A 19,456-nucleotide genomic window follows, 5' to 3' on the forward strand; every position below is an offset into this window, starting at 1 on the left:
CCATGCCGTTCAGCGCAGCGCCGACAGGATGCGCGCCCAGGAGCGCGCGCCCTTGGCAAAGCTTTCGACATCGTATTTCTCGTTCGGGGAGTGGATGCGGTCGTCGTCACGGCCAAAGCCCACCAGCATCGAATCCATGCCCAGGATCTGCTTGAAGTCCCCCGCGATGGGGATTGAACCGCCGGCGCCGATGAACGCCGCCTCGCGGCCCCATTCCTCGGTCAGGGCATCCTTGGCCAGACCAAAGGCCGGGTCGGTGATGTCCATGACACTGGCGGGGCTGGCGCCATGGTCGTGGAATTCCACCCGGCAGTCGGCGGGAACAAAGCGGCGGACGTGATCCTGAAAGGCCGCCCGGACCTTCTGGGGGTCCTGCTGCCCCGTCAGGCGAAAGCTGACCTTGGCCCGCGCCTCGGCCGGCAGCACGGTCTTGAACCCGTCGCCGGCATAGCCGCCGGCAATGCCGTTGATCTCGGCCGTGGGGCGGTTCCAGACCATCTCCAGGGCCGTGCGCCCGGCCTCTCCCACCGGCTGCGACAGGCCGACCCGGCCCAGGAACCCCGCCGCGTCAAAGTCCAGCGCCTGCCAGTCGCGCGCCAGTTCCGGCGTCAGGTCCTGCACCCCATCGTAGAAGCCGGGCAGGGTGACGCGGCCTTGGTCGTCCTTCAGGGCCGCCAGCGCCTGCGCCAGCACCATGATCGGGTTCGCCGCCAGGCCACCGAAGCTGCCCGAATGCAGGTCGCGGTCGGCGCCCTTGACCACGACCTCCTGACCCACCAGCCCGCGCAGCTGGGTGGTGATCGCCGGGCGGCCGTCGGCGTAAAGCCCCGTGTCGCAGATCATCGCCAGCGAAGCACGCAGGCTGTCCGCGTGCTCCTGCAGGAACGGCCGCAGCGAGGGAGAACCCGATTCCTCTTCGCCCTCGAACAGCAGGATCAGATCCGAGGGTAGGGCGCCGTGAACGGCCTTCCAGGCCCGGAACGCCTCCACGAAGGTCATCAGCTGGCCCTTGTCATCCGAGGCGCCACGCGCGCGGATCACCCGCCCCGCGGGCGTCTTCTCGATGGCGGGCTCGAAGGGGTGGCGGTCCCACAGCTCCAGCGGGTCGACCGGCTGCACATCATAGTGGCCATAGAACAGCAGCGGCCGCGCATCCCCCGGCTGCGACCGCGCCACCACCATCGGATGGCCCGGCGTGTCATGGACCTGCGCCTGAAAGCCCAGCCCGGTCAGTTCCTCCGCCAGCCAGTCGGCCGCGCGGCGCACGTCCCCTGAATGGGCCGGATCGGTCGAGATCGAGGGGATCTTCAGGAAGGCCATCAGCCGTTCCAGCGCCTCCTCCAGCCCCGCGTCAAGCTGCCTCAGGAGGTCCTGAACCCTTGCGGAATCCGTCATATTTCCTACCTTTTCGTCACGATACGTCGGGTTGTTTCATGCGCCTTTCGTCGAATATGACGTTTTGGGCCTGTTTTTTTCACGGTTTGACCTCTATCAATGTCGGGCCGCGCGTGTTCGGACAATGATCGCACCCAGCCAGCTCTGCAAGGGAACGCCAGCAATGAAATATGATGCCGCCCTCGACCAGGCGATTTCCCGACTGCATGAGGAGGGGCGCTATCGCACCTTCATCGATATCGAGCGCGCCAAGGGCCGGTTCCCGCAAGCCGTCTGGAACCGTCCCGACGGCGAGCAGCAGGAGATCACCGTCTGGTGCGGCAACGACTACCTGGGCATGGGCCAGCATCCGGTCGTCCTGGCCGCCATGCACGAGGCGCTGGACGCCACCGGCGCGGGCTCGGGCGGGACGCGCAACATCAGCGGCACCACGATCTATCACAAGCGCCTGGAGGCCGAACTGGCCGACCTGCACGGCAAGCAGGCCGCGCTGGTCTTTTCCTCGGCCTATACCGCCAATGACGCGACGCTCTCGACGCTGCCAAAGCTGTTTCCCGGCCTGATCATCTATTCGGACGAGCTGAACCACGCCTCGATGATCGAGGGGATCAAGCGCAACGGCGGCGCCAAGCGGATCTTCCGCCACAACGACCTGGCCCATCTGCGCCAGCTGCTGGAGGCCGACGATCCCGACGCGCCCAAGCTGATCGCCTTTGAATCCATCTATTCCATGGATGGCGACTTCGGCCCCATCGCCGCCTTCTGCGACCTGGCCGAGGAATTCGGCGCGCTGACCTATCTGGACGAGGTTCACGCGGTGGGCATGTACGGGCCCCGCGGCGGCGGCGTCGCCGAACGCGACCGGCTGTCGGGGCGCGTCGACATCATCAACGGCACGCTCGGCAAGGCCTTCGGCGTCTTTGGCGGCTATATCGCGGCCAGCGCCAAGATGTGCGACGCGATCCGCTCCTATGCGCCGGGCTTCATCTTCACGACCTCGCTGCCGCCGGCGGTGGCGGCGGGGGCGGCGGCCTCGATCGCCTTCCTCAAGACACCCGATGGCCAGAAGCTGCGAGACGAACAGCAGCTGCACGCGCGCATCCTCAAGATGCGCCTGAAGTCGCTCGGCATGCCGATCATCGACCACGGCAGCCACATCGTGCCGGTCCATGTCGGCCACCCGGTCCATTGCAAGGCGCTGTCGGACATGCTGCTGCGCGACTATGGCATCTATGTCCAGCCGATCAACTTCCCCACCGTGCCGCGCGGCACGGAGCGGCTGCGGTTCACGCCGTCTCCGGTGCATGATCCCAAGCAGATCGATCACCTTGTGCGTGCAATGGATGCATTGTGGTCGCACTGCGCGTTGAATCGCGCCGAATTGAGCGCCTAGCCGAATCCTTCGGTGAACTGCTCTCGCCTGCGTGATAACCTCTGTTTAAAGAAGCGTTGATAGCATCCGATTCGGGTGCTGATAATACAACGGGCACATGAGGCATTGTCGATGAGCAGGCTGCGGGCAGATAACCCGGCAGAGGAGTTCGTGCAGGTGGAGGAATCGATACCCTTCCTCGATGACGACACGCGCTTGGGGGACCTGATGCGCGGAGAGCGTGCGACCCTGGGCAAATCCCTGCTGGACGTGCAGCGCGAATTGCGCATCCGTGCCTCCTATGTCGCCGCGATCGAGAATTGCGACACCTCCGCCTTTGACACGCCCAGCTTCATCGCGGGCTATGTCCGGTCCTATGCGCGCTATCTGGGCATGGACCCGGACTGGACCTTCCGGCGCTTCTGCAAAGAATCGGGCTTCCTGCCCACGCATGGCATGGCGCCCGCGGCGGCCGGACCCAAGCCCGCGCGGCGTCCCTCGGACCCGGCGGAGGCGCTGGCCAATCCGCGCGCGCTGTTCATTCCGCAGGAACAGAGCTTCTGGTCCGAGATCGAGCCGCGTGCCATCGGTGCCATCCTGGTGCTGATCGCCGTGATCGGCGGCCTGGGCTATGGCGGCTGGTCGCTCCTCCAGGAAGTGCAGCGCGTGACCCTTGCACCGGGCGAGGACGTTCCGGCCGTCGTGGCCGAACTGGACCCGACTCAAGGTGCAGGTCTGGCCGATCCCGCGCTGGACAGCACCGACATCGCCAGCCGTCTTCCCCAGCCCGAGGCGATGGACCGGCTCTATCGCCCGCAAATCCTCGAGGCGCCCGTCCTGACGGCGCGCGATGGCCCCATCGCCGCCATCGATCCGGGTCTTCTGGAAGGCGAAGCCAACGTCGACGAGGTCATCGCCCGGGCCGGCGACGTGACCCAGGACACTCAGCCCGTCGCGGGAAGCCCCGGCCTGCAGGACGACCAGACGCAGATCGCCTTTGGTCCCCAGCTGCCCGCGGCCGAGCCGTCTGTCCGCACCCTGGCCCCCGATGCGGCGCAGGTCGAACTGCTGGCGGTGCGGCCGGCCTGGGTGCGGGTCTCCTCGGCCGACGGAACGGTGCTGCTGGAAAAGATCATGGACGCGGGCGAACGCTTTGCCCTGCCCAAGCTGGAAGAGGCGCCGCGCCTGCGCACCGGAAATTCAGGCGCGGTCTACTTTGCCGTCAATGGCCAAGCCTATGGACCTGCTGCCCCCGGCGCTCAGGTCATCAGCAATGTCGAACTGTCGACCGACAGCCTGACCGACCGCTATGCGCTGGCCGACCTGACCTCGGATCCTGCACTCGCGGAACTGGTGGCTGTGGCCCAGGCCCAAACCGGCACCGAAACCGCCACCGAATAGGCCGGGACCGGCATCACCGGCGGCCTCATTTATTCCAGCTGCGCTCCAGCACGCCGATCCAGTTGTCGCAGGCGATCTTGCGGATCAGCGTTTGGCCATAACCATGCGCCTCCATCGCCTCGACCAGGCGCGGCAGGGCGCTTGCGTCGCCCAGGTCGCGCGGCATCAGCGCCCCGTCGAAATCCGATCCCAGCGCCACGCCATCCTCGCCCAGGATGCCCAGCAGGTGATCCAGGTGCCGCAGCATGGTGCCCAGATCCTCCAGCGGCAGCCGCCGCCCATCCGGCCGCAGAAAGCTGGAGGCAAAGTTCAGCCCGACCAGTCCCCGGCTGTCGGCGATCTGGCGCAGCTGCCGGTCCGTCAGGTTGCGGCTGCTTTCGCAGATCGCGTGCACGCAGCTGTGGCTGGCGACCAGCGGCGCGTCGGACAGCTGCGCGATGTCGTCGAAACCCGCCTCGTTCAGGTGCGACAGGTCTAGCATGATGCCAAGCGCGTTGCATTCCCGCACCAGCGCGCGCCCCGCATCCGTCAGCCCGCCCCCGGTATCGGGCGAGGACGGAAAGGCAAAGGGCACCCCTTCCGCAAAGCGCGTCGGCCGCGACCAGACCGGCCCGAGCGAGCGCAGCCCCGCCCGGTGCCACAGGTGCAGCGCGTCGGGATCGCGGATCGCCTCGGCCCCCTCCATGTGCATGATCGCAGCGATCCGCCCGGCACCGATGCAGGCGCGCAGCTGCGCGGCATCGCGGATCACCTCCAGCGTGCCGGTCCGTTCAAGTGACAGCAGGGCCGCGGCCTGGGCAAAGGCATGGGGCAGGGCCTCGTCATGCGGGATCTGCGGGGGCAGGGGCATGGCGAAGGGCGGGTTCTCCATGATCCGAACGTGGTCGCCGGCATTCGGATCGTCGGGCGAAGGCACCCAGATCGCGAAAAAGCCGCCGACCATGCCGCCCGTGCGCATCCGGGGCAGGTCCAGATGGCCCGTCCCGTCGCCCTCCAGCCACAGGCGCGCGCCCTGGGGGCCCGCCGCCACCAGGCGCTGCAGAAAGTCGTTGTGACCGTCGAATACTGGGATCATGTCGGCACCTTTCACCGTCTCTGGCGCAGAATGCACGTCGTGCATCCCACCCGCAATGGGGCTTGCGCGGCAGTGCGGCGCCTCTAGGCTGAGGGGGCAGAGCCACGCCCAAGGGAGGACCGCCGCCATGCCCCGCATCACCCGCGATTTCCACGGCCAGACCGTCATCACCACCTTCGAGGTCACCCCCGGCAGCGCCCATGACGTGCTGGACCTGCTGACCGATGCCTGGGACCAGGTGATCAGCCGCCAGCCCGGCTGCCTGGGCGGCGCGATCCATCTGAACGACGCGCAGACCCGCATCGCCACCTATTCCCAGTGGCGGGACCGCAAGGATTACCAGGCCATGCTGCGCAGCGACGAGATGCGCCGCCGCAACCGGGAGATCCACGCCATGTGCAAGAGCTTCGAGCCGGTGATGTACGAGGTGCAGGCCGTCTTTCCCTGATGCTGCACCTGCAGAAAGGGGATGCATTCGCCCCCCCGCCTGCTAACCTGAGCGCCACATCACAGGAGGATCAGGATGGCAGGGCGGATCATCACCGTGGCCCAGCAAAAGGGCGGCTCGGGCAAGACGACGCTGGCGGTCAACCTGGCTGTCAGCCTGCATGCCCGGGGCCATTCGGTGGCGCTGGTCGATACCGATCCGCAGGGCAGCCTGGGCCGCTGGTTCATGGAGCGGATGTCCGCACAGGGCGAGGACGAGGCGATGGATTTCTCGACCTCCTCGGCCTGGGGGGCCAGCTACGAATCGGAAAAGCTGAAGAAGCGCTTTGATTTCGTGATCATCGACACGCCGCCCAAGATCGACAGCGACCTGCGCCCGGCCCTGCGCGTGGCGGACCTGGTCCTGGTGCCGGTGGCCAGCAGCCATGTGGACCTCTGGGCGACCGAAGGGGTGCTGGACCTGGCCCGGCGTGAAAAGGCCGAGGTGCTGCTGGTCCTGAACCGCACCCGTCCCAACACCAGGCTGGGCGCCGAAGTGGCCGAGAAAGCAGAGGAACTGGGCGCCGTCGTCGCAACCACCCAGATCGCCAACCGCGTCACCTATGCCGAGACCTTGGGCCAGGGCCTGGGCGCGATCGAGCGCAGCAAATCCGGCCCTGCGGTGGCCGAGATGGCCGCCCTGACCGACGAGGTCCTTGGCCGGATGGGCTGAGGCGCCTCAGCCGCCCACCAGTTCTTCGACCCAGGCGGGCACGGTGCGGCTGGCCGGTCCCAGGATGCGTCGGTCAAAGTCGAGGGCGTTCACGCTGTTTTCCAGGTTCAGTTCGACGCATTCCACCCCGTGGCGCCCGGCATGCTGGGCAAAGCCTGCCGCCGGATAGACATTGCCCGACGTGCCGATGGCCGCGAACAGGTCGCTTTCTTCCAGCGCCTGCCAGATCCGCTCCATGTGCCGGGGGATCTCTCCGAACCAGACGATGTCGGGACGAGTGGCGGGGGCCGCGCAGGCGGGGCAGGGATCGTCGGGCAACATCACGGCCGGCGCGGGCCAGCCGTGGCCGCAGGCCGCGCAGCGCGCCCGGTCCAGCGCGCCATGCATGTGGATCACCTCGGGGCTGCCGGCGCGTTCGTGCAGGTCGTCCACGTTCTGCGTCACCAGCACCAGGTCGTGATGGCGGGCCAGCCGGGCCAGCGCGTGATGCGCGGCGTTCGGCTGCGCCGCGGCCGCATTGGCGCGGCGCATGTTGTAGAACTGGTGCACCAGCGCGGGGTCGCGGGCAAAGGCCTCGGGCGTGGCCACATCCTCGATGCGGTGGTTCTCCCACAGCCCGTCGCTGGCGCGAAAGGTCGCCAGACCGCTCTCGGCCGAGATCCCGGCCCCGGTCAGCACCGTGATGCGCATGGGCCTCAGCGGCAGAGCCGTTCGGACTGGGCGGCAAAGTTGCGATAGCGCTTCCAGAAGGCGTTGTCCGTGTCGCGCTTGGAGGTGCGGACCTCCTGCGCGCGGTGCGGGTCGCGGAAGAACTGGGCCGCGCGGCGCTGGTCGGACCGCGACAGGGTCTGGTTCGCCACCTGCTGAATGCAGCCGCACAGGGGCGCATTGCCGCGCGCGCGGTCCGACCGGACGCAGGCGGTGTCGATCGGCCCTGCCATGGCCAGCGGCGTCGTCAGGACGATCGCGGCGGCGGCGATCACGAATCGGTTCAGCATGGACTGTCTCCTCGGTTACTGCTCTGCATCGCCGGGCGGCCGGTTTGGTCCGGTCTTGCCTGCCCTGGCTGCCGTTCCACCCTTAGCAAAAATCCGCGCCCCGCTCAATCACGCTGGCGTGACGCGGGGGATTTCAGGCGCCCTCGACGGGGCTGGGGGTGAATCCGGCCTCCTGCAGGCGGGAGCGGGCGGTTTCGGCGTCCAGTCCGGTGACGGTGACGCGCTTGGCTGCAAGATCCACTTGCGCCTGCCCCCCTGCACCTGCAATCGCTGTCTCGATGGCGGCCTTGCAATGGCCGCATGTCATGTCGGGAACGGCAAAGATCATGGGGACCTCCTGATTGTTGCCGGGCCATGATGCGGCCGGGCGGGCCGCGGCACAAGACGGAAGGACACGGCGATGATCGACGCCATCGGGCTGGATGCCGATGACACCCTGTGGGAGAACGAGACCTTCTTCCGCGTGACCGAGGCCGAGTTCGCATCGCTGCTGGCCGATCACGGCGAGGCCGAGGCCATTGCCGCGCGGCTTTTCGACATCGAACGCGCGAACCTCGCGCGCTACGGCTATGGCATCAAGGGTTTCATGCTGTCGATGGTCCAGACCGCGATCGAGCTGACCGATGGCGCCATCGACGGCCGCACCATCGGCCGCATCCTGGAGCTGGGCCAGGAGATGCTGGCCCATCCCGTCGACCTGCTGCCCGGTGTCGAGGAGGCGCTGGACGCGCTGGCGGGGCGCCAGCTGATCCTGGTCACCAAGGGCGACCTGATGGACCAGGAGCGCAAGGTCGCGGCCTCCGGCCTCGCCGAGCGCTTCAGCGCGGTCGAGATCCTGGCCGAGAAGACGCCCGAGGCCTATGCCCGCGCCTTGCTGGGGCAGGGGGTGGCGCCCGAGCGGTTCCTGATGGCCGGGAACTCGATGCGCAGCGACGTGATCCCGGTGCTGGACCTGGGCGGATGGGGCGTCTTCATTCCCCATGACCTGACCTGGGCGCTGGAACATGCCGAAGCACCCGACCACCCGCGCCTGCACCAGCTGACGGGCATCGCGCAGCTGCCCGATCTTGTCGCGCGGATCGAGGCGGGGGCATGAGCCGGGCCGCGGGCATGTCCGACAACGGCCGCGCGGCGCTGTTCATGACGGCATCCATGGCCATGTTCGCGGTCGAGGATGCCTTCATCAAGACGCTGACGGACAGCCTGCCGGTCGGTCAGCTGATGGCGATGACGGGGCTGATGGCGATGCTGGTCTTCTGGGCGCGCCTGGCGCGGCGGGGATTGGCCCTGTGGACCCGCGACCTGCTGCATCCGATGGTGATCCTGCGCAACCTGGGCGAGGTGATCGGCGCGCTGAGCTTTGTCACCGCGCTGGCGGTGGGGGAACTGGCCGTCACCTCGGCGATCCTGCAGGTGCTGCCGCTGACGCTGGTCCTGGGGGCGGCGCTGTTTCTGGGCGAAAAGGTCGGCTGGCGGCGGTGGGCCTCGGTCGCGGTGGGCTTTGCGGGCGTGCTGTTGATCCTGCGGCCGGGCACGGCGGCGTTCCACCCGTCGATGCTCTGGGCGCTGCTGGGGGTGGCGGGGCTGACGCTGCGCGATCTGGCCACGCGGTGCATCCCGCGCGGCGTGCCCTCGGACCAGCTCTCGGCCTCGGCCTATGGCGGCATGGTGCCCGCGGGGCTGCTGCTGGGCGCGGTGGCGGGGCAGGGCGCGGTGGCACCCGGCGCGGGGGACGCGGCGCTGCTGGCGGGAACGGTGGTCTTTGGCGTGCTGGGATATGCAACGCTGGTCGCGGCCTCGCGCTTGGGCGAGGCGTCGGTCGTGGCGCCCTTCCGCTATACCAGGCTGGGATTTGCGCTCCTGGTGGCGGCGCTGGTCTTCGGCGAGCGGCCGGATCTGCCGATGCTGCTGGGCGCGGGGCTGATCGCGCTGGCGGGCGGATATGCCATGTGGCGCGAGGCCGGTCTGCGCCGCCGCCCGGCACCCGCCGAGGTCAGTGGCCTGATCCGCAGCGGGTCACGCTGAGCGCCGTCCCTTCGGCACCGGGTCGGCGGGCCGCGCCGCGACGTCCTGTCAAGGAACCGCCGCGCCGGCAAGATCATTGTCTGCCCAACAGGCGTCCGGCCATTCCGGCCCGCGCTGTCATGTCCCCCAAAGGAGCACCCCATGCCCAAGGCCCTCATCATCCTGACGTCGCACGACCAGCTGGGCGACACCGGCAAGCCCACCGGCTTTTACTGGGAGGAGCTGGCCGCCCCCTACTGGATCCTGTCCGATGCGGGATACCAGGTCGAGCTGGCCAGCATTGCGGGCGGCAAGCCCCCGGCCGACCCCTCGTCCGAGGCCGATGACGCCATGACCGACGAGGTCCGCCGCTTTTGGGCCGATGACGCCGCGATGAACCGCCTGGCCAACACCGAGCGGGTCGAGGATGTCGACGTGGCGGCCTGCGACATCGTCTATCTGCCGGGCGGCCACGGCACCATGTGGGACCTGCCGAAATCCGAAACCCTGGGCCAGCTGCTGGCGAAGGCTTGGGAAAAGGGCGCCGTCGTCGGCGCGGTCTGCCACGGCCCCGCGGGCCTTCTGGCGGCGCGCCTGTTGTCGGGCGATCCGCTGGTCAAGGGGCGCCGCGTCGCGGGCTTCACCAATGCCGAGGAAGAGGCCGCCGGCCTCTCCGATGCCGTGCCATTCCTGCTGGAGGACCAGCTGAAGGCCCAGGGCGGCCAGCACGAGGGCGGGCCCGACTGGCAGCCCTTCGCCATCGCCGACGGCAAGCTGGTCACCGGCCAGAACCCGGCCTCGTCGGCAGAAGTCGCGCGGCTGATGCTGAAGGCCGCCGACCTTCCGACCGTGCCCTGATCCGCCGCCGCCTGCGGCAAAGATCGCGGGGCCGCGAAACCCTCTTTTCGCGGCCCTCGCGCCCCTGTATAGCCCGGCCATGACCGAGCTTTCCCTCATCCGCAACTTTTCGATCGTGGCCCATATCGACCACGGAAAATCCACGCTGGCCGACCGGCTGATCCAGCTGACGGGCACTGTCGCCGAACGCGACATGAAGGCCCAGATGCTGGACAGCATGGATATCGAGCGCGAGCGGGGGATCACCATCAAGGCGAACACCGTCCGCATCAGCTATCCGGCCAAGGACGGCCAGACCTATGTGCTGAACCTGATCGACACGCCGGGCCACGTGGACTTTGCCTACGAGGTCAGCCGCTCGATGCGCGCGGTCGAAGGCTCGCTGCTGGTGGTGGATGCCAGCCAGGGGGTCGAGGCGCAGACGCTGGCCAACGTCTACCAAGCGATCGATGCGGGCCACGAGATCGTGCCGGTCCTGAACAAGATCGACCTACCCGCGGCCGAACCCGAACGCGTCAAGGAAAACATCGAGGAAGTCATCGGCATTGACGCCCAAGACGCCATCCCGATCAGCGCCAAGACCGGCCTCGGCATCCCCGAGGTTCTGGAGGCCATCGTCACGCGCCTGCCCGCGCCCAAGGGCGACCAGAACGCACCCCTGACCGCCATGCTGGTCGACAGCTGGTATGACGCCTATCTGGGCGTGGTCGTGATGATCCGCGTCATGGACGGGATCATCCGCAAGGGCGACCAGGTCAAGATGATGCAGACCGGCGCCACCTACAAGCTGGACCGCCTGGCCGTCCTCACCCCGGCGATGAAGGACATCCCCGAACTGGGGCCGGGCGAGATCGGCGTCTTCACCGCTTCGATCAAGCAGGTCCGCGACACCCGCGTGGGCGACACCATCACGCATGAGAAAAAGCCCGCCCTGAAGGCGCTGCCGGGCTTCAAGCCGGCGCAGCCGGTGGTCTTCTGCGGCCTTTTCCCGGTCGATGCCAACGATTTCGAACCGCTGCGCGACGCGATCGAGAAGCTGGCCCTGAACGACGCCTCCTTCAGCTACGAGATGGAGACCTCGGCCGCGCTCGGCTTCGGCTTCCGCTGCGGTTTCTTGGGCCTGCTGCACCTGGAGGTGATCCGCGACCGGCTGGAGCGCGAATACGATCTGGACCTGATCACCACCGCCCCTTCGGTGGTCTTCAAGCTGCACATGCGCGACGGCGAGGTCCGCGACCTGCACAACCCGGCCGACATGCCGGACCTGACGCTGGTCGACCACATCCAGGAACCGCGCATCAAGGCCACGATCATGGTGCCCGACGACTATCTGGGCGACGTGCTGAAACTGTGTCAGGACCGCCGCGGCATCCAGATGGACCTGACCTATGCGGGCAGCCGGGCGATGGTCGTCTATGACCTGCCGCTGGCCGAGGTCGTGTTTGACTTCTACGACCGGCTGAAGTCGGTGACCAAGGGTTATGCCAGCTTCGACTACCAGATCAGCGAATACCGCGAGGATTTCCTGGTCAAGATGTCGATCCTGGTCAATGACGAACCCGTGGACGCGCTGTCGATCATGGTCCATCGCGATCGCGCCGAAAGCCGCGGCCGCGTCATGGTCGAGAAGCTCAAGGAACTGATCCCGCGCCACATGTTCAAGATCCCGATCCAGGCCGCCATCGGCAGCCGCGTGATCGCGCGGGAAACCCTGTCGGCCATGCGCAAGGACGTGACCGCCAAATGCTATGGCGGCGACGCGACGCGCAAAAAGAAGCTGCTGGAGAAGCAGAAGGCCGGCAAGAAGAAGATGCGCCAGTTCGGCAAGGTCGAGATCCCGCAGACGGCCTTCATCCAGGCGCTCAAGATGGACACCTGATCCGCCACGGGCGGCCGCGTCGCGATCGCCCGGCGGACCTTCGGGCATCGGTGCGCAGGCGCCGCTTGACCCAGATCAACACCCCCCGGAGCCATCGCGGCTAATGTGGCGTCACCTTGTAAGGGAGACGACCATGCCGCGACTGTTCCTGCTTCTTCTGACGATCATCATGTCAAGCCTTGCGGGGGCAGGGGTGATCCTTGTTCTGGTCCTGGGCCATTACGGGATGCTTCCAATCCTGCTGGCTGCCGCGGCAGGGGCGGTGCTGGCCGTGCCGGTCACCTGGATCGTCACCCGCAGAATCCTGGCCGCCGAACGCCAGAGGCCGGGCTGACAGCAGGGGCGATAGCTAAAACCCGCGGTGTTTTGTCCTTCGCGCGACAGGCATTTGCACGCTAGGTTTCGGGTGACCCCAGTATGCGAGAAGCCTCATGCCCGACAAGACCGCCGCCCTTTCCGGAATCGCCAGCCAACCGGCCGAAGCCGCCGCCATCCAGAACTCGCTCGACACTGTCCGCGAGCGTCTCGGGATGGAGGTCGCCTATCTTTCCGAATTCGTGGACGAGCGCGCGGTCTTCCGCGCCGTCAGCGCCCCCGGGCTCGAGGCGCTGATCCAGCCCAGCCAGAGCATGGATCTGCGCGAGGTCTACTGCAAGCATATCCTCGACGGCGGCCTGCCGCGGCTGATGCCCGACACCAGTGCCCATGCCATCGCGACGGACCTTCCGATCACCCAGATGATCCCTATCGGCAGCCATCTCAGCGTGCCCGTCCATCGCCCCGACGGCAGCGTCTTCGGCATGTTCTGCTTTCTCAGCCGAACGCCGCGCCCTGACCTGAATGACGAGGCGCTGGCCCTGGTCGAGACGCACTCGGCGCTGGTCTCGACAAGGCTCGCCCTGGCCCCCGACGCCTGATCGGAACTTTTCCCTCTTATCAAGCCTGTGTACGTGCTTTGCACGGGCTGTGGCCGCTCGGTGCATGACCCGTGCTGATGGATCACCAATCCAGAAAAAGGCCCCCTGCACCGGGTGCGGGGGGCCTTCATGGCATCAAGGTCGGGCAGGGATCACATCCCGGCCTGAACCTCGGCGCTTTCTTCCTGAACGACCTCACCGGCCGTCGAAAGATCGCGTCCCGCACCCTGCACGGTCTCGCAGGCGGCCAGCGTCATCATGGCCAGAATGGCGCTCAGTCCCAGAATCTTCTTCTGCATGGCATTGTTTCCTGTGCATAAATATCTGTGGCTGAACGCATCGGGGGCAAGGTGGTTCCCCTCAAAATGCGACACCGGACCAGAGGCAGATATTGGCATAGGGCGTGAACTCTCCCGTGCGGACGATCGCTCGCGCCTCGGCGGTCCGGGCCTTGAATGCCTCGTGCGAAAGCCGCGTCACCTGGCCGATCTCCCGCTGGCAAAAGCGTTCCTGCAGTGCGGGTGCGGCCTCCTGCGCCAGCGCAGCCCGCTCCACGACCATCTCGGCCAGAACCGCGTCCAGAACGTCGAAGACGCCGGGCATCCCGCGGGTGAGGGCCAGATCGATGCAAGTCACCCCGCGCGGCACCGGCAGCCCCGCATCCCCGATCACCAGCAGGTCGCCATGCCCCAGCCTCGCGATCAGGCCCGACAGTTCGCCATGGAGCAGCGTCGTGCGTTTCATCGTGATCCCCTATTCCGCTGGAAGGATGTCGGCCAGATAGGCCATCATGTTGCCGCCCATGACCTTGGCGATCTGAGCCTCGCTCAGCCCCTGGTCCAGCAGCGCCTGCGTCAGCGCCGGCAGATGCGCGGCGTCGATTGGCGAATCCACCGATCCGTCCCAGTCCGAGCCGAGCGAGACGTGATCCTCGCCCGCCACCTCGATCGCCGCCGCGATGGCGGCCGCAATGTCGGCGGGCGTGTCCCCGCAGACGACGTCCGACCAGTAACCGATGCCGATCAGACCGCCCGCATCGGCGATCCGGGCGACCAGGTCGTCGGGCAGGTTGCGGGGGCTGGAGCAGTGGCGGGTGATGCCGGTATGCGACAGGACGGGGCGCGTGCCCGGGATCGCCAGCACATCCTCGACCATTTGCGGCGCGGCATGGGTGACGTCGACGACCATGCCCAGCTGCATCATGCGATCCACGACCTCGCGTCCAAAGTGCGACAGGCCAGCCCCGCTGCCACCTTCGCCATGCAGGCTGCCGCCCAGCTCGTTGTCAAAGAAGTGCGTCAGTCCCATCAAGCGAAAGCCCGCATCGTAGAGGACCTGAAGGTTCGCCAGATCGCCCTCCAGCGGATGCCCGCCCTCGGACCCCAACAGGGCGCCCAGCAAGCGCTGGCCGGCAGCACGATCCGCCAGCAGGGCCTGCAGGTCGCCGCGGGTCCGGATCACGCGCAGCCGGTCGGGGGCACGCTCGGCCGCGCGGTGAAGGGCCTCGGCCTGGACCAGCGCCCGCTCCCGCAGGGAAAACCAGGCGCGGGGTGGGCGCAGCTGCCCGATGAACAGCGGCGTGATATTGTCGCCGGCTTCGCTGCTGTTCTGGTCATAGTTCTGGCCACTGGGACTTTTGGTGACGGTGGTAAAGACCTGCAGCGCCATGTTGCCGTCCAGCAGGCGTGGGACATCGCTGTGGCCCCGGTCCGCCCGCTCCAGCAGGTCGCGATCCCAGAGAAGGGCGTCCGAATGCCAGTCGCCGATCACCAGCCGATCATGCAGCGCCTGTGCCTCGTCCGAGACCGGCCAGCCTTCCGCCGGCATGGTCATCGGGTTCAGCGCGCGTTCGACATAGGCCGGGGCAAAGGCCAAGAAAGCCGCCAGGGCTGCCAGCACCAGCAGTCCCAGTGCCAGCAGCAGGCGTTTCAGCATGGTGCGCGCCGTTTGTCCCTGCCGCCGGACCTCATGCCTCCAGCGCCTCCAGCTGGTCGATGAGGTCCTCGATCATCGACAGTCCCTTGTCCCAGAAGGCCGGGTCCGACGCGTCAAGGCCGAAGGGCGCCAGCAGCTCCTTGTGATGCATCGAGCCGCCCGCCTTCAGCAGGTCGAAATACTTGGCCTGAAAATCCGGCAGCCCGTCCTCGTAAGCCGCATAAAGCGCGTTCACCAGCCCGTCGCCAAAGGCGTAGGCATAGACGTAGAAGGGCGAATGCACGAAATGGGGCACATAGGTCCAGAAGGTCTCGTAACCCGGCATGTAGTCAAAAACCGGCCCCAGGCTTTCGTGCTGCACCGACATCCACAGCGCGTTGATGTCGTCCGGCGTCAGCTCGCCTTCGGCGCGGGCGGCGTGCAGGCGGCATTCAAAGTCGTAGAAGGCGATCTGGCGCACGACCGTGTTGATCATGTCCTCGACCTTGCCGGCCAGCAGCGCCTTTTTCTGCGCCGGATCGGTGGTCCGGGCCAGCAGGGCGCGGAAGGTCAGCATCTCTCCGAAGACGGAGGCGGTTTCCGCCAGCGTCAGGGGGGTCGAGGCCAGCAATTCGCCCTGACCTGCGGCCAGGCGCTGATGGACGCCATGCCCCAGCTCGTGCGCCAGCGTCATCACGTCGCGCGGCTTGCCCAGGTAGTTCAGCAGGATATAGGGATGCGCCGTGGTGACCGTCGGATGGGCAAAGGCGCCGGGCGCCTTGCCGGGCTTGACGCCCGCATCGATCCAGCCCTTGTCGAAGAAGGGCCGGGCCAGATCGGCCAGTTCCGGCGAAAACCCGGCATAGGCGTCCAGCACCGTGTCCCTCGCCTCGGGCCAGTCGATGGTGCGCGGCGTTTCCGTGGGCAGCGGCGCATTACGGTCCCAGACCTGCAGCTTGTCCAGCCCCAGCCAGCGCGCCTTCAGCGCGTAATATCGGTGCGACAGGCGCGGATAGGCGTTCGTGACCGCATTGCGCAGCGCCTCGACCACCTCGGGTTCGACATGGTTCGACAGGTGCCGGCCATATTGCGGCGTGGGCATCTTGCGCCACTTGTCCTCGATGGCCTTTTCCTTGGCCAGCGTGTTGTGGATGCGCGAGAACAGACCGACATTGGCGGTGAAGACCTTTGCCAGCGCCCGCGCGCCCGCCTCGCGACGGGCGCGATCATGGTCGGTCAGCAGGTTCAGCGTCGCTTCCAGGCCAAGCGTCTCGCCCTCGACCTCAAAGGTCAGGGCGGCGGTGGTTTCATCGAACAGACGGTTCCAGGCGGCGGCGCCGACGACCGACGTGTCGTGCAGGAACTGCTCCAGCTCGTCCGACAGCTGATGGGGACGCATGGCGCGCATCCGGTCGAAGACAGGCTTGTAGCGCGCAGGACCGTCGGGCGCGGTGAAGACGGCCTGGTAGATGTCGTCCGGGATGCGGTTGAATTCCAGGCTGAAGAAAACCAGCGGCGTCGTCAGGTCGGTGATCCGGGACTGAAGGTCGCCCATCTGCTTGGCACGGGCCGGGTCGGTCGTGTTCAGGTAATAGCGCAGCCCCGCATAGGACATGATGCGCCCGGCCAAGATGTCGATCTGCTGATAGGTCTCAATGCAGGCCAGCATCTGGGCCGCAGACAGCTGCGCCAGCTTGCCCTGATAGTCGGCGGCGAAGGCCTGGACCATGCGGTCCAAGCTGTCGATGTCGGCGGCAAGCTGCGGGCTGTCCGGCGCGGGATAAAGATCGGTCAGGTCCCATTCGGGAAGATTTCCAAAGCTGTCGGAAGCCTGCGCCCGGTCCGTCGCGTCATATGCCATGATGCCTGCCATGATGGGTCCTTTCTGATGGTTGCCCAAGATGTGGACCCTGAGGCCGCCCGGCGCAAGGTCCGGTCAGAGGCGCGCGAAGGCCGGCGCCTGGATGACCGGCCCGCCGCCCGGCAGGTCGCCCCGGACCATCAGCCGTGCCCGTGCCGGCAGCGGCTGGAACCCGGCGCGCGCGCAGAAGGCCGCGTCGCCGCGCACCACCACCGGGCGTTCGCCCGCCTCGGCCAAGACCGCCGCCAGCAGTGCCTGACCCAAGCCGCGACCCTGCAGCGCCGGATGCACCGCAAGCGACGCCAGCGAAAAGCCGGGCCGGTCGTCCAGCAGCGGCGCCAGCGCGGCGTGACCGACCGGCAGGCCGCGCACATGCGCCACCAGCGACACGGCCAGATCGCCGTCGGCGCGCAGGTCGGCCAGCAGCTGCGCCTCTTCGGCATGGCCGAAGGCCGCGGTCAGAAGACGGTCCAGCCCCTCCTGGTCGGACGGCAGTTCCGGCCGGATCAGCGGGTGCAGGGCGTGGCGGTGCAGATCGCGGGAAATGCCTTGGCTGTCGCGGCCCCACTGGCTGTCCGCGTTGCGCGCCTGATGCGCCGCAAAGGCGGCCTCATCGGCAAAGACCTCGTCCAGCGTCCAGACCAGCGGGTCGTCCGCCTGCGCGATGTCGAACCGAAGGCAGCCCGGCTCGGCCCGGCTGAGTTCGACATGGCGCGGCAGCAGGTCCAGCGCCATCAGCATCTGGCCCATGTCCGTGCAGGTCAGCCGCCCCTCGACCGCGACCAGCGGCCGGGACAGGGTGACGGCGGTGCCGCTGGTGTCGGTCGGGGTCGGTGCGTGGGTTCCGCAGCAGCTACAGCTCATGGCGCATCCTTCCGATGGGTGTGGCAGAAGATCATCGGGCAGGGGCGGCAGGTCAAGCGGCGCGATGCCCGGAAACGCGTGCCTTGAGGGTCGGGACGCGCGGATCCCGCCGCGCATCGCCTTGGTGCGGGGCGGGCTTGGGCCGCCTCATTCCCACTCGATCGTGCCCGGGGGCTTGGAGGTGATGTCATAGGTGCAGCGGTTGATGCCCTTGACCTCGTTGATGATCCGCGTCGCCGTTTCGCCCAGGAATTCGTGGGTGAAGGGATAGAAATCCGCCGTCATGCCGTCGACCGAGGTGACGGCGCGCAGCGCGCAGGCGAAATCATAGGTGCGTCCGTCGCCCATCACGCCCACGGTGCGCACGGGCAGTATCGCGACGAAAGCCTGCCAGATCTCGTCATAAAGGCCGTGCCGGCGGATCTGGTCGATGAAGACCGCATCCGCCTTGCGCAGGATCTCCAGCTTTTCACGGGTGATCTCTCCGGGGCAGCGGATCGCCAGACCCGGGCCGGGGAAGGGGTGGCGGCCGATGAAGCTTTCTGGCAGGCCCAGTTCACGACCCAGTTCGCGGACCTCGTCCTTGAACAGCTCGCGCAGCGGTTCGACCAGCTTCAGGCCCATCTTCTCGGGCAGGCCGCCGACATTGTGGTGGCTCTTGATCGTGACGGAAGGCCCGCCGCTGAAGCTGACGCTCTCAATCACGTCGGGATAGAGGGTGCCCTGCGCCAGGAACTCGGCGCCCTCGATCTCTCCGGCATAGCGCTGGAAGACGTCGATGAACAGCCGGCCGATGGTCTTGCGCTTGACCTCGGGGTCGCTGACCCCTTCCAGCGAACCCAGGAACAGCTCGGTCTCATCGGCATGGATCAGCGGGATGTTGTAGTTGTCGCGGAACATCTTCACGACTTCCTCGGCCTCGTTCAGCCGCAGAAGACCGTGATCGACAAAGACGCAGGTCAGCTGGTCGCCGATCGCCTCGTGGATCAGCACCGCCGCCACGCTGCTGTCCACGCCGCCCGACAGACCGCAGATGACCTTGCGGTCGCCCACCTGCTCGCGGATCTTGCGGATCGCCTCGTCCTTGTAGGAGGCCATGGTCCAGTCGCCGGTAAAGCCCGCCAGCCGGACGAAGTTCTCCAGCATGATGCGGCCGTTCGGGGTGTGATGCACCTCCGGGTGGAACTGCACGGCATAGAAGTGGCGCGTCTCGTCCGCGATCATCGCCATGGGCGCATTGGGCGAGGTGCCGATCACCTCGAAGCCCGGGGCCAGGACCGTGACGCGGTCGCCATGGCTCATCCAGACTTCCTCGCGACCTGTTCCGAACAGTCCCGAAAAGATCCCGTCGCCCTTGTGCCCCGGCGCCGGCGCGATGAAGGCCCGGCCGTATTCGGCGTGGTGGCCGGCCTCGACCTTGCCGCCCAGCTGCTCCATCATGACCTGCTGGCCATAGCAGATGCCAAAGACCGGCACCCCCAGCTCGAACACCGCCTGCGGGGCGCGCGGGCTGCCGTCCTGGGTGACGCTGGCGGGGCTTCCCGACAGGATGATCGCCTTTGGCGCCATCTCGTGCAGGACCTCGTCGGTCACCGTGTTGAACGGGTGGATTTCGCAATAGACGTTCAGCTCTCGCAGGCGACGCGCGATCAGCTGCGTCACCTGGCTGCCGAAGTCGATGATCAAAAGGCGCTGGTGCTGGGTCATGGATGCGCTTTAAGCGCGGTTTCATGGCCTTGCAAGAGTTTCGCATCAGGCC

21 protein-coding genes are annotated in these 19,456 nt (G+C 67.3%); 10 read left to right on the forward strand and 11 right to left on the reverse strand.

What is annotated here, in order from left to right; genetic code table 11:
• Positions 1–9 precede the first annotated feature (9 nt).
• Positions 10–1,395, reverse strand: a complete 1,386-nt coding sequence (locus tag ACNR9W_RS07200; protein WP_419268173.1) for a dipeptidase — start codon at positions 1,393–1,395, stop codon at positions 10–12.
• Positions 1,396–1,558: 163 nt separating this feature from the next.
• On the opposite strand from ACNR9W_RS07200, the gene hemA reads away from it, so the two are divergent.
• Positions 1,559–2,788, forward strand: a complete 1,230-nt coding sequence (gene hemA / locus ACNR9W_RS07205) for a 5-aminolevulinate synthase (protein WP_419268174.1) — start codon at positions 1,559–1,561, stop codon at positions 2,786–2,788.
• A 111-nt stretch (positions 2,789–2,899) separates the two neighbouring features.
• Positions 2,900–4,168, forward strand: a complete 1,269-nt coding sequence (locus tag ACNR9W_RS07210) for a helix-turn-helix domain-containing protein (protein WP_419268175.1) — start codon at positions 2,900–2,902, stop codon at positions 4,166–4,168.
• Positions 4,169–4,193: 25 nt separating this feature from the next.
• Here the strand turns inward: ACNR9W_RS07210 and ACNR9W_RS07215 are convergent, their stop codons facing one another.
• A complete protein-coding gene (locus ACNR9W_RS07215; RefSeq protein WP_419268176.1) occupies positions 4,194–5,243 on the reverse strand; it encodes a dipeptidase in 1,050 nt (349 codons plus the stop codon).
• Between the two features lie 127 nt (positions 5,244–5,370).
• Between ACNR9W_RS07215 and ACNR9W_RS07220 the strand changes: the two genes are divergently transcribed.
• On the forward strand, positions 5,371–5,691 hold the full coding sequence (locus ACNR9W_RS07220; protein ID WP_419268177.1) for an antibiotic biosynthesis monooxygenase family protein: 321 nt from the start codon (positions 5,371–5,373) through the stop codon (positions 5,689–5,691).
• A gap of 75 nt (positions 5,692–5,766) precedes the next feature.
• Positions 5,767–6,402 (forward strand): ParA family partition ATPase, encoded by a 636-nt coding sequence (parA, locus tag ACNR9W_RS07225; RefSeq protein ID WP_419268178.1) that lies wholly within the window; start codon positions 5,767–5,769, stop codon positions 6,400–6,402.
• 6 nt (positions 6,403–6,408) lie between these two features.
• Here parA and ACNR9W_RS07230 read toward each other — a convergent pair whose 3' ends face one another.
• From ACNR9W_RS07230 to ACNR9W_RS07240, 3 genes are all read right to left on the reverse strand, one after another.
• On the reverse strand, positions 6,409–7,092 hold the full coding sequence (locus ACNR9W_RS07230) for an NAD-dependent deacylase (protein ID WP_419268179.1): 684 nt from the start codon (positions 7,090–7,092) through the stop codon (positions 6,409–6,411).
• Positions 7,093–7,097: 5 nt separating this feature from the next.
• Complete coding sequence (locus tag ACNR9W_RS07235; RefSeq protein ID WP_419268180.1) at positions 7,098–7,400, reverse strand: hypothetical protein; 303 nt, start codon at positions 7,398–7,400, stop codon at positions 7,098–7,100.
• Positions 7,401–7,533: 133 nt separating this feature from the next.
• A complete protein-coding gene (locus tag ACNR9W_RS07240; protein WP_419268181.1) occupies positions 7,534–7,728 on the reverse strand; it encodes a heavy-metal-associated domain-containing protein in 195 nt (64 codons plus the stop codon).
• Between the two features lie 72 nt (positions 7,729–7,800).
• Here ACNR9W_RS07240 and ACNR9W_RS07245 point away from each other — a divergent pair, with 72 nt between their 5' ends.
• From ACNR9W_RS07245 to ACNR9W_RS07270, 6 genes are all read left to right on the forward strand, one after another.
• Complete coding sequence (locus ACNR9W_RS07245) at positions 7,801–8,496, forward strand: HAD family hydrolase (RefSeq protein ID WP_419268182.1); 696 nt, start codon at positions 7,801–7,803, stop codon at positions 8,494–8,496.
• Positions 8,493–9,425: a DMT family transporter gene (locus ACNR9W_RS07250; RefSeq protein WP_419268183.1), complete on the forward strand. Its 933-nt coding sequence runs from the start codon at positions 8,493–8,495 to the stop codon at positions 9,423–9,425. The genes ACNR9W_RS07245 and ACNR9W_RS07250 overlap by 4 nt, the downstream gene beginning before the upstream one ends.
• A 141-nt stretch (positions 9,426–9,566) precedes the next feature.
• A complete protein-coding gene (locus ACNR9W_RS07255; protein WP_419268184.1) occupies positions 9,567–10,262 on the forward strand; it encodes a type 1 glutamine amidotransferase domain-containing protein in 696 nt (231 codons plus the stop codon).
• A 79-nt stretch (positions 10,263–10,341) separates the two neighbouring features.
• Complete coding sequence (gene lepA, locus ACNR9W_RS07260; RefSeq protein WP_419268185.1) at positions 10,342–12,141, forward strand: translation elongation factor 4; 1,800 nt, start codon at positions 10,342–10,344, stop codon at positions 12,139–12,141.
• A gap of 133 nt (positions 12,142–12,274) precedes the next feature.
• Positions 12,275–12,475, forward strand: a complete 201-nt coding sequence (locus ACNR9W_RS07265; RefSeq protein ID WP_419268186.1) for a hypothetical protein — start codon at positions 12,275–12,277, stop codon at positions 12,473–12,475.
• A 97-nt stretch (positions 12,476–12,572) separates the two neighbouring features.
• Complete coding sequence (locus ACNR9W_RS07270) at positions 12,573–13,058, forward strand: GAF domain-containing protein (protein ID WP_419268187.1); 486 nt, start codon at positions 12,573–12,575, stop codon at positions 13,056–13,058.
• A gap of 152 nt (positions 13,059–13,210) precedes the next feature.
• Here the strand turns inward: ACNR9W_RS07270 and ACNR9W_RS07275 are convergent, their stop codons facing one another.
• From ACNR9W_RS07275 to guaA, 6 genes are all read right to left on the reverse strand, one after another.
• Positions 13,211–13,357 (reverse strand): entericidin A/B family lipoprotein, encoded by a 147-nt coding sequence (locus ACNR9W_RS07275; protein WP_419268188.1) that lies wholly within the window; start codon positions 13,355–13,357, stop codon positions 13,211–13,213.
• 61 nt (positions 13,358–13,418) lie between these two features.
• Entirely contained in the window at positions 13,419–13,802 is a 384-nt protein-coding gene (gene rbsD, locus ACNR9W_RS07280) for a D-ribose pyranase (protein WP_419268189.1), read from the reverse strand.
• Positions 13,803–13,811: 9 nt separating this feature from the next.
• Positions 13,812–14,993 carry a dipeptidase gene (locus tag ACNR9W_RS07285; RefSeq protein WP_419268190.1) on the reverse strand — a complete coding sequence of 394 codons (1,182 nt, stop codon included), beginning with the start codon at positions 14,991–14,993 and terminating at the stop codon, positions 13,812–13,814.
• 31 nt (positions 14,994–15,024) lie between these two features.
• Entirely contained in the window at positions 15,025–16,845 is a 1,821-nt protein-coding gene (locus ACNR9W_RS07290; protein ID WP_419268191.1) for a M3 family oligoendopeptidase, read from the reverse strand.
• 63 nt (positions 16,846–16,908) lie between these two features.
• Positions 16,909–17,697, reverse strand: a complete 789-nt coding sequence (locus tag ACNR9W_RS07295) for a GNAT family N-acetyltransferase (protein ID WP_419268192.1) — start codon at positions 17,695–17,697, stop codon at positions 16,909–16,911.
• Between the two features lie 147 nt (positions 17,698–17,844).
• The gene (guaA, locus tag ACNR9W_RS07300; protein WP_419268193.1) at positions 17,845–19,404 is read right to left on the reverse strand and encodes a glutamine-hydrolyzing GMP synthase; all 1,560 of its coding nucleotides are present in this window, start codon (positions 19,402–19,404) and stop codon (positions 17,845–17,847) included.
• Between the last annotated feature and the right edge of the window lie 52 nt (positions 19,405–19,456).

This window comes from Paracoccus sp. T5 (assembly GCF_048538155.2).
In the GTDB taxonomy this organism is placed as follows: domain Bacteria; phylum Pseudomonadota; class Alphaproteobacteria; order Rhodobacterales; family Rhodobacteraceae; genus Paracoccus.

Bases quoted from the DNA above. Each gene is read 5' to 3' on its own strand.
- ACNR9W_RS07200 (WP_419268173.1), bottom strand. From the start codon at position 1,395: ATGACGGATTCCGCAAGGGTTCAGGACCTCCTGAGGCAGCTTGACGCG.
- hemA (WP_419268174.1), top strand. From the start codon at position 1,559: ATGAAATATGATGCCGCCCTCGACCAGGCGATTTCCCGACTGCATGAG.
- ACNR9W_RS07210 (WP_419268175.1), top strand. From the start codon at position 2,900: ATGAGCAGGCTGCGGGCAGATAACCCGGCAGAGGAGTTCGTGCAGGTG.
- ACNR9W_RS07215 (WP_419268176.1), bottom strand. From the start codon at position 5,243: ATGATCCCAGTATTCGACGGTCACAACGACTTTCTGCAGCGCCTGGTG.
- ACNR9W_RS07220 (WP_419268177.1), top strand. From the start codon at position 5,371: ATGCCCCGCATCACCCGCGATTTCCACGGCCAGACCGTCATCACCACC.
- parA (WP_419268178.1), top strand. From the start codon at position 5,767: ATGGCAGGGCGGATCATCACCGTGGCCCAGCAAAAGGGCGGCTCGGGC.
- ACNR9W_RS07230 (WP_419268179.1), bottom strand. From the start codon at position 7,092: ATGCGCATCACGGTGCTGACCGGGGCCGGGATCTCGGCCGAGAGCGGT.
- ACNR9W_RS07235 (WP_419268180.1), bottom strand. From the start codon at position 7,400: ATGCTGAACCGATTCGTGATCGCCGCCGCCGCGATCGTCCTGACGACG.
- ACNR9W_RS07240 (WP_419268181.1), bottom strand. From the start codon at position 7,728: ATGATCTTTGCCGTTCCCGACATGACATGCGGCCATTGCAAGGCCGCC.
- ACNR9W_RS07245 (WP_419268182.1), top strand. From the start codon at position 7,801: ATGATCGACGCCATCGGGCTGGATGCCGATGACACCCTGTGGGAGAAC.
- ACNR9W_RS07250 (WP_419268183.1), top strand. From the start codon at position 8,493: ATGAGCCGGGCCGCGGGCATGTCCGACAACGGCCGCGCGGCGCTGTTC.
- ACNR9W_RS07255 (WP_419268184.1), top strand. From the start codon at position 9,567: ATGCCCAAGGCCCTCATCATCCTGACGTCGCACGACCAGCTGGGCGAC.
- lepA (WP_419268185.1), top strand. From the start codon at position 10,342: ATGACCGAGCTTTCCCTCATCCGCAACTTTTCGATCGTGGCCCATATC.
- ACNR9W_RS07265 (WP_419268186.1), top strand. From the start codon at position 12,275: ATGCCGCGACTGTTCCTGCTTCTTCTGACGATCATCATGTCAAGCCTT.
- ACNR9W_RS07270 (WP_419268187.1), top strand. From the start codon at position 12,573: ATGCCCGACAAGACCGCCGCCCTTTCCGGAATCGCCAGCCAACCGGCC.
- ACNR9W_RS07275 (WP_419268188.1), bottom strand. From the start codon at position 13,357: ATGCAGAAGAAGATTCTGGGACTGAGCGCCATTCTGGCCATGATGACG.
- rbsD (WP_419268189.1), bottom strand. From the start codon at position 13,802: ATGAAACGCACGACGCTGCTCCATGGCGAACTGTCGGGCCTGATCGCG.
- ACNR9W_RS07285 (WP_419268190.1), bottom strand. From the start codon at position 14,993: ATGCTGAAACGCCTGCTGCTGGCACTGGGACTGCTGGTGCTGGCAGCC.
- ACNR9W_RS07290 (WP_419268191.1), bottom strand. From the start codon at position 16,845: ATGGCAGGCATCATGGCATATGACGCGACGGACCGGGCGCAGGCTTCC.
- ACNR9W_RS07295 (WP_419268192.1), bottom strand. From the start codon at position 17,697: ATGAGCTGTAGCTGCTGCGGAACCCACGCACCGACCCCGACCGACACC.
- guaA (WP_419268193.1), bottom strand. From the start codon at position 19,404: ATGACCCAGCACCAGCGCCTTTTGATCATCGACTTCGGCAGCCAGGTG.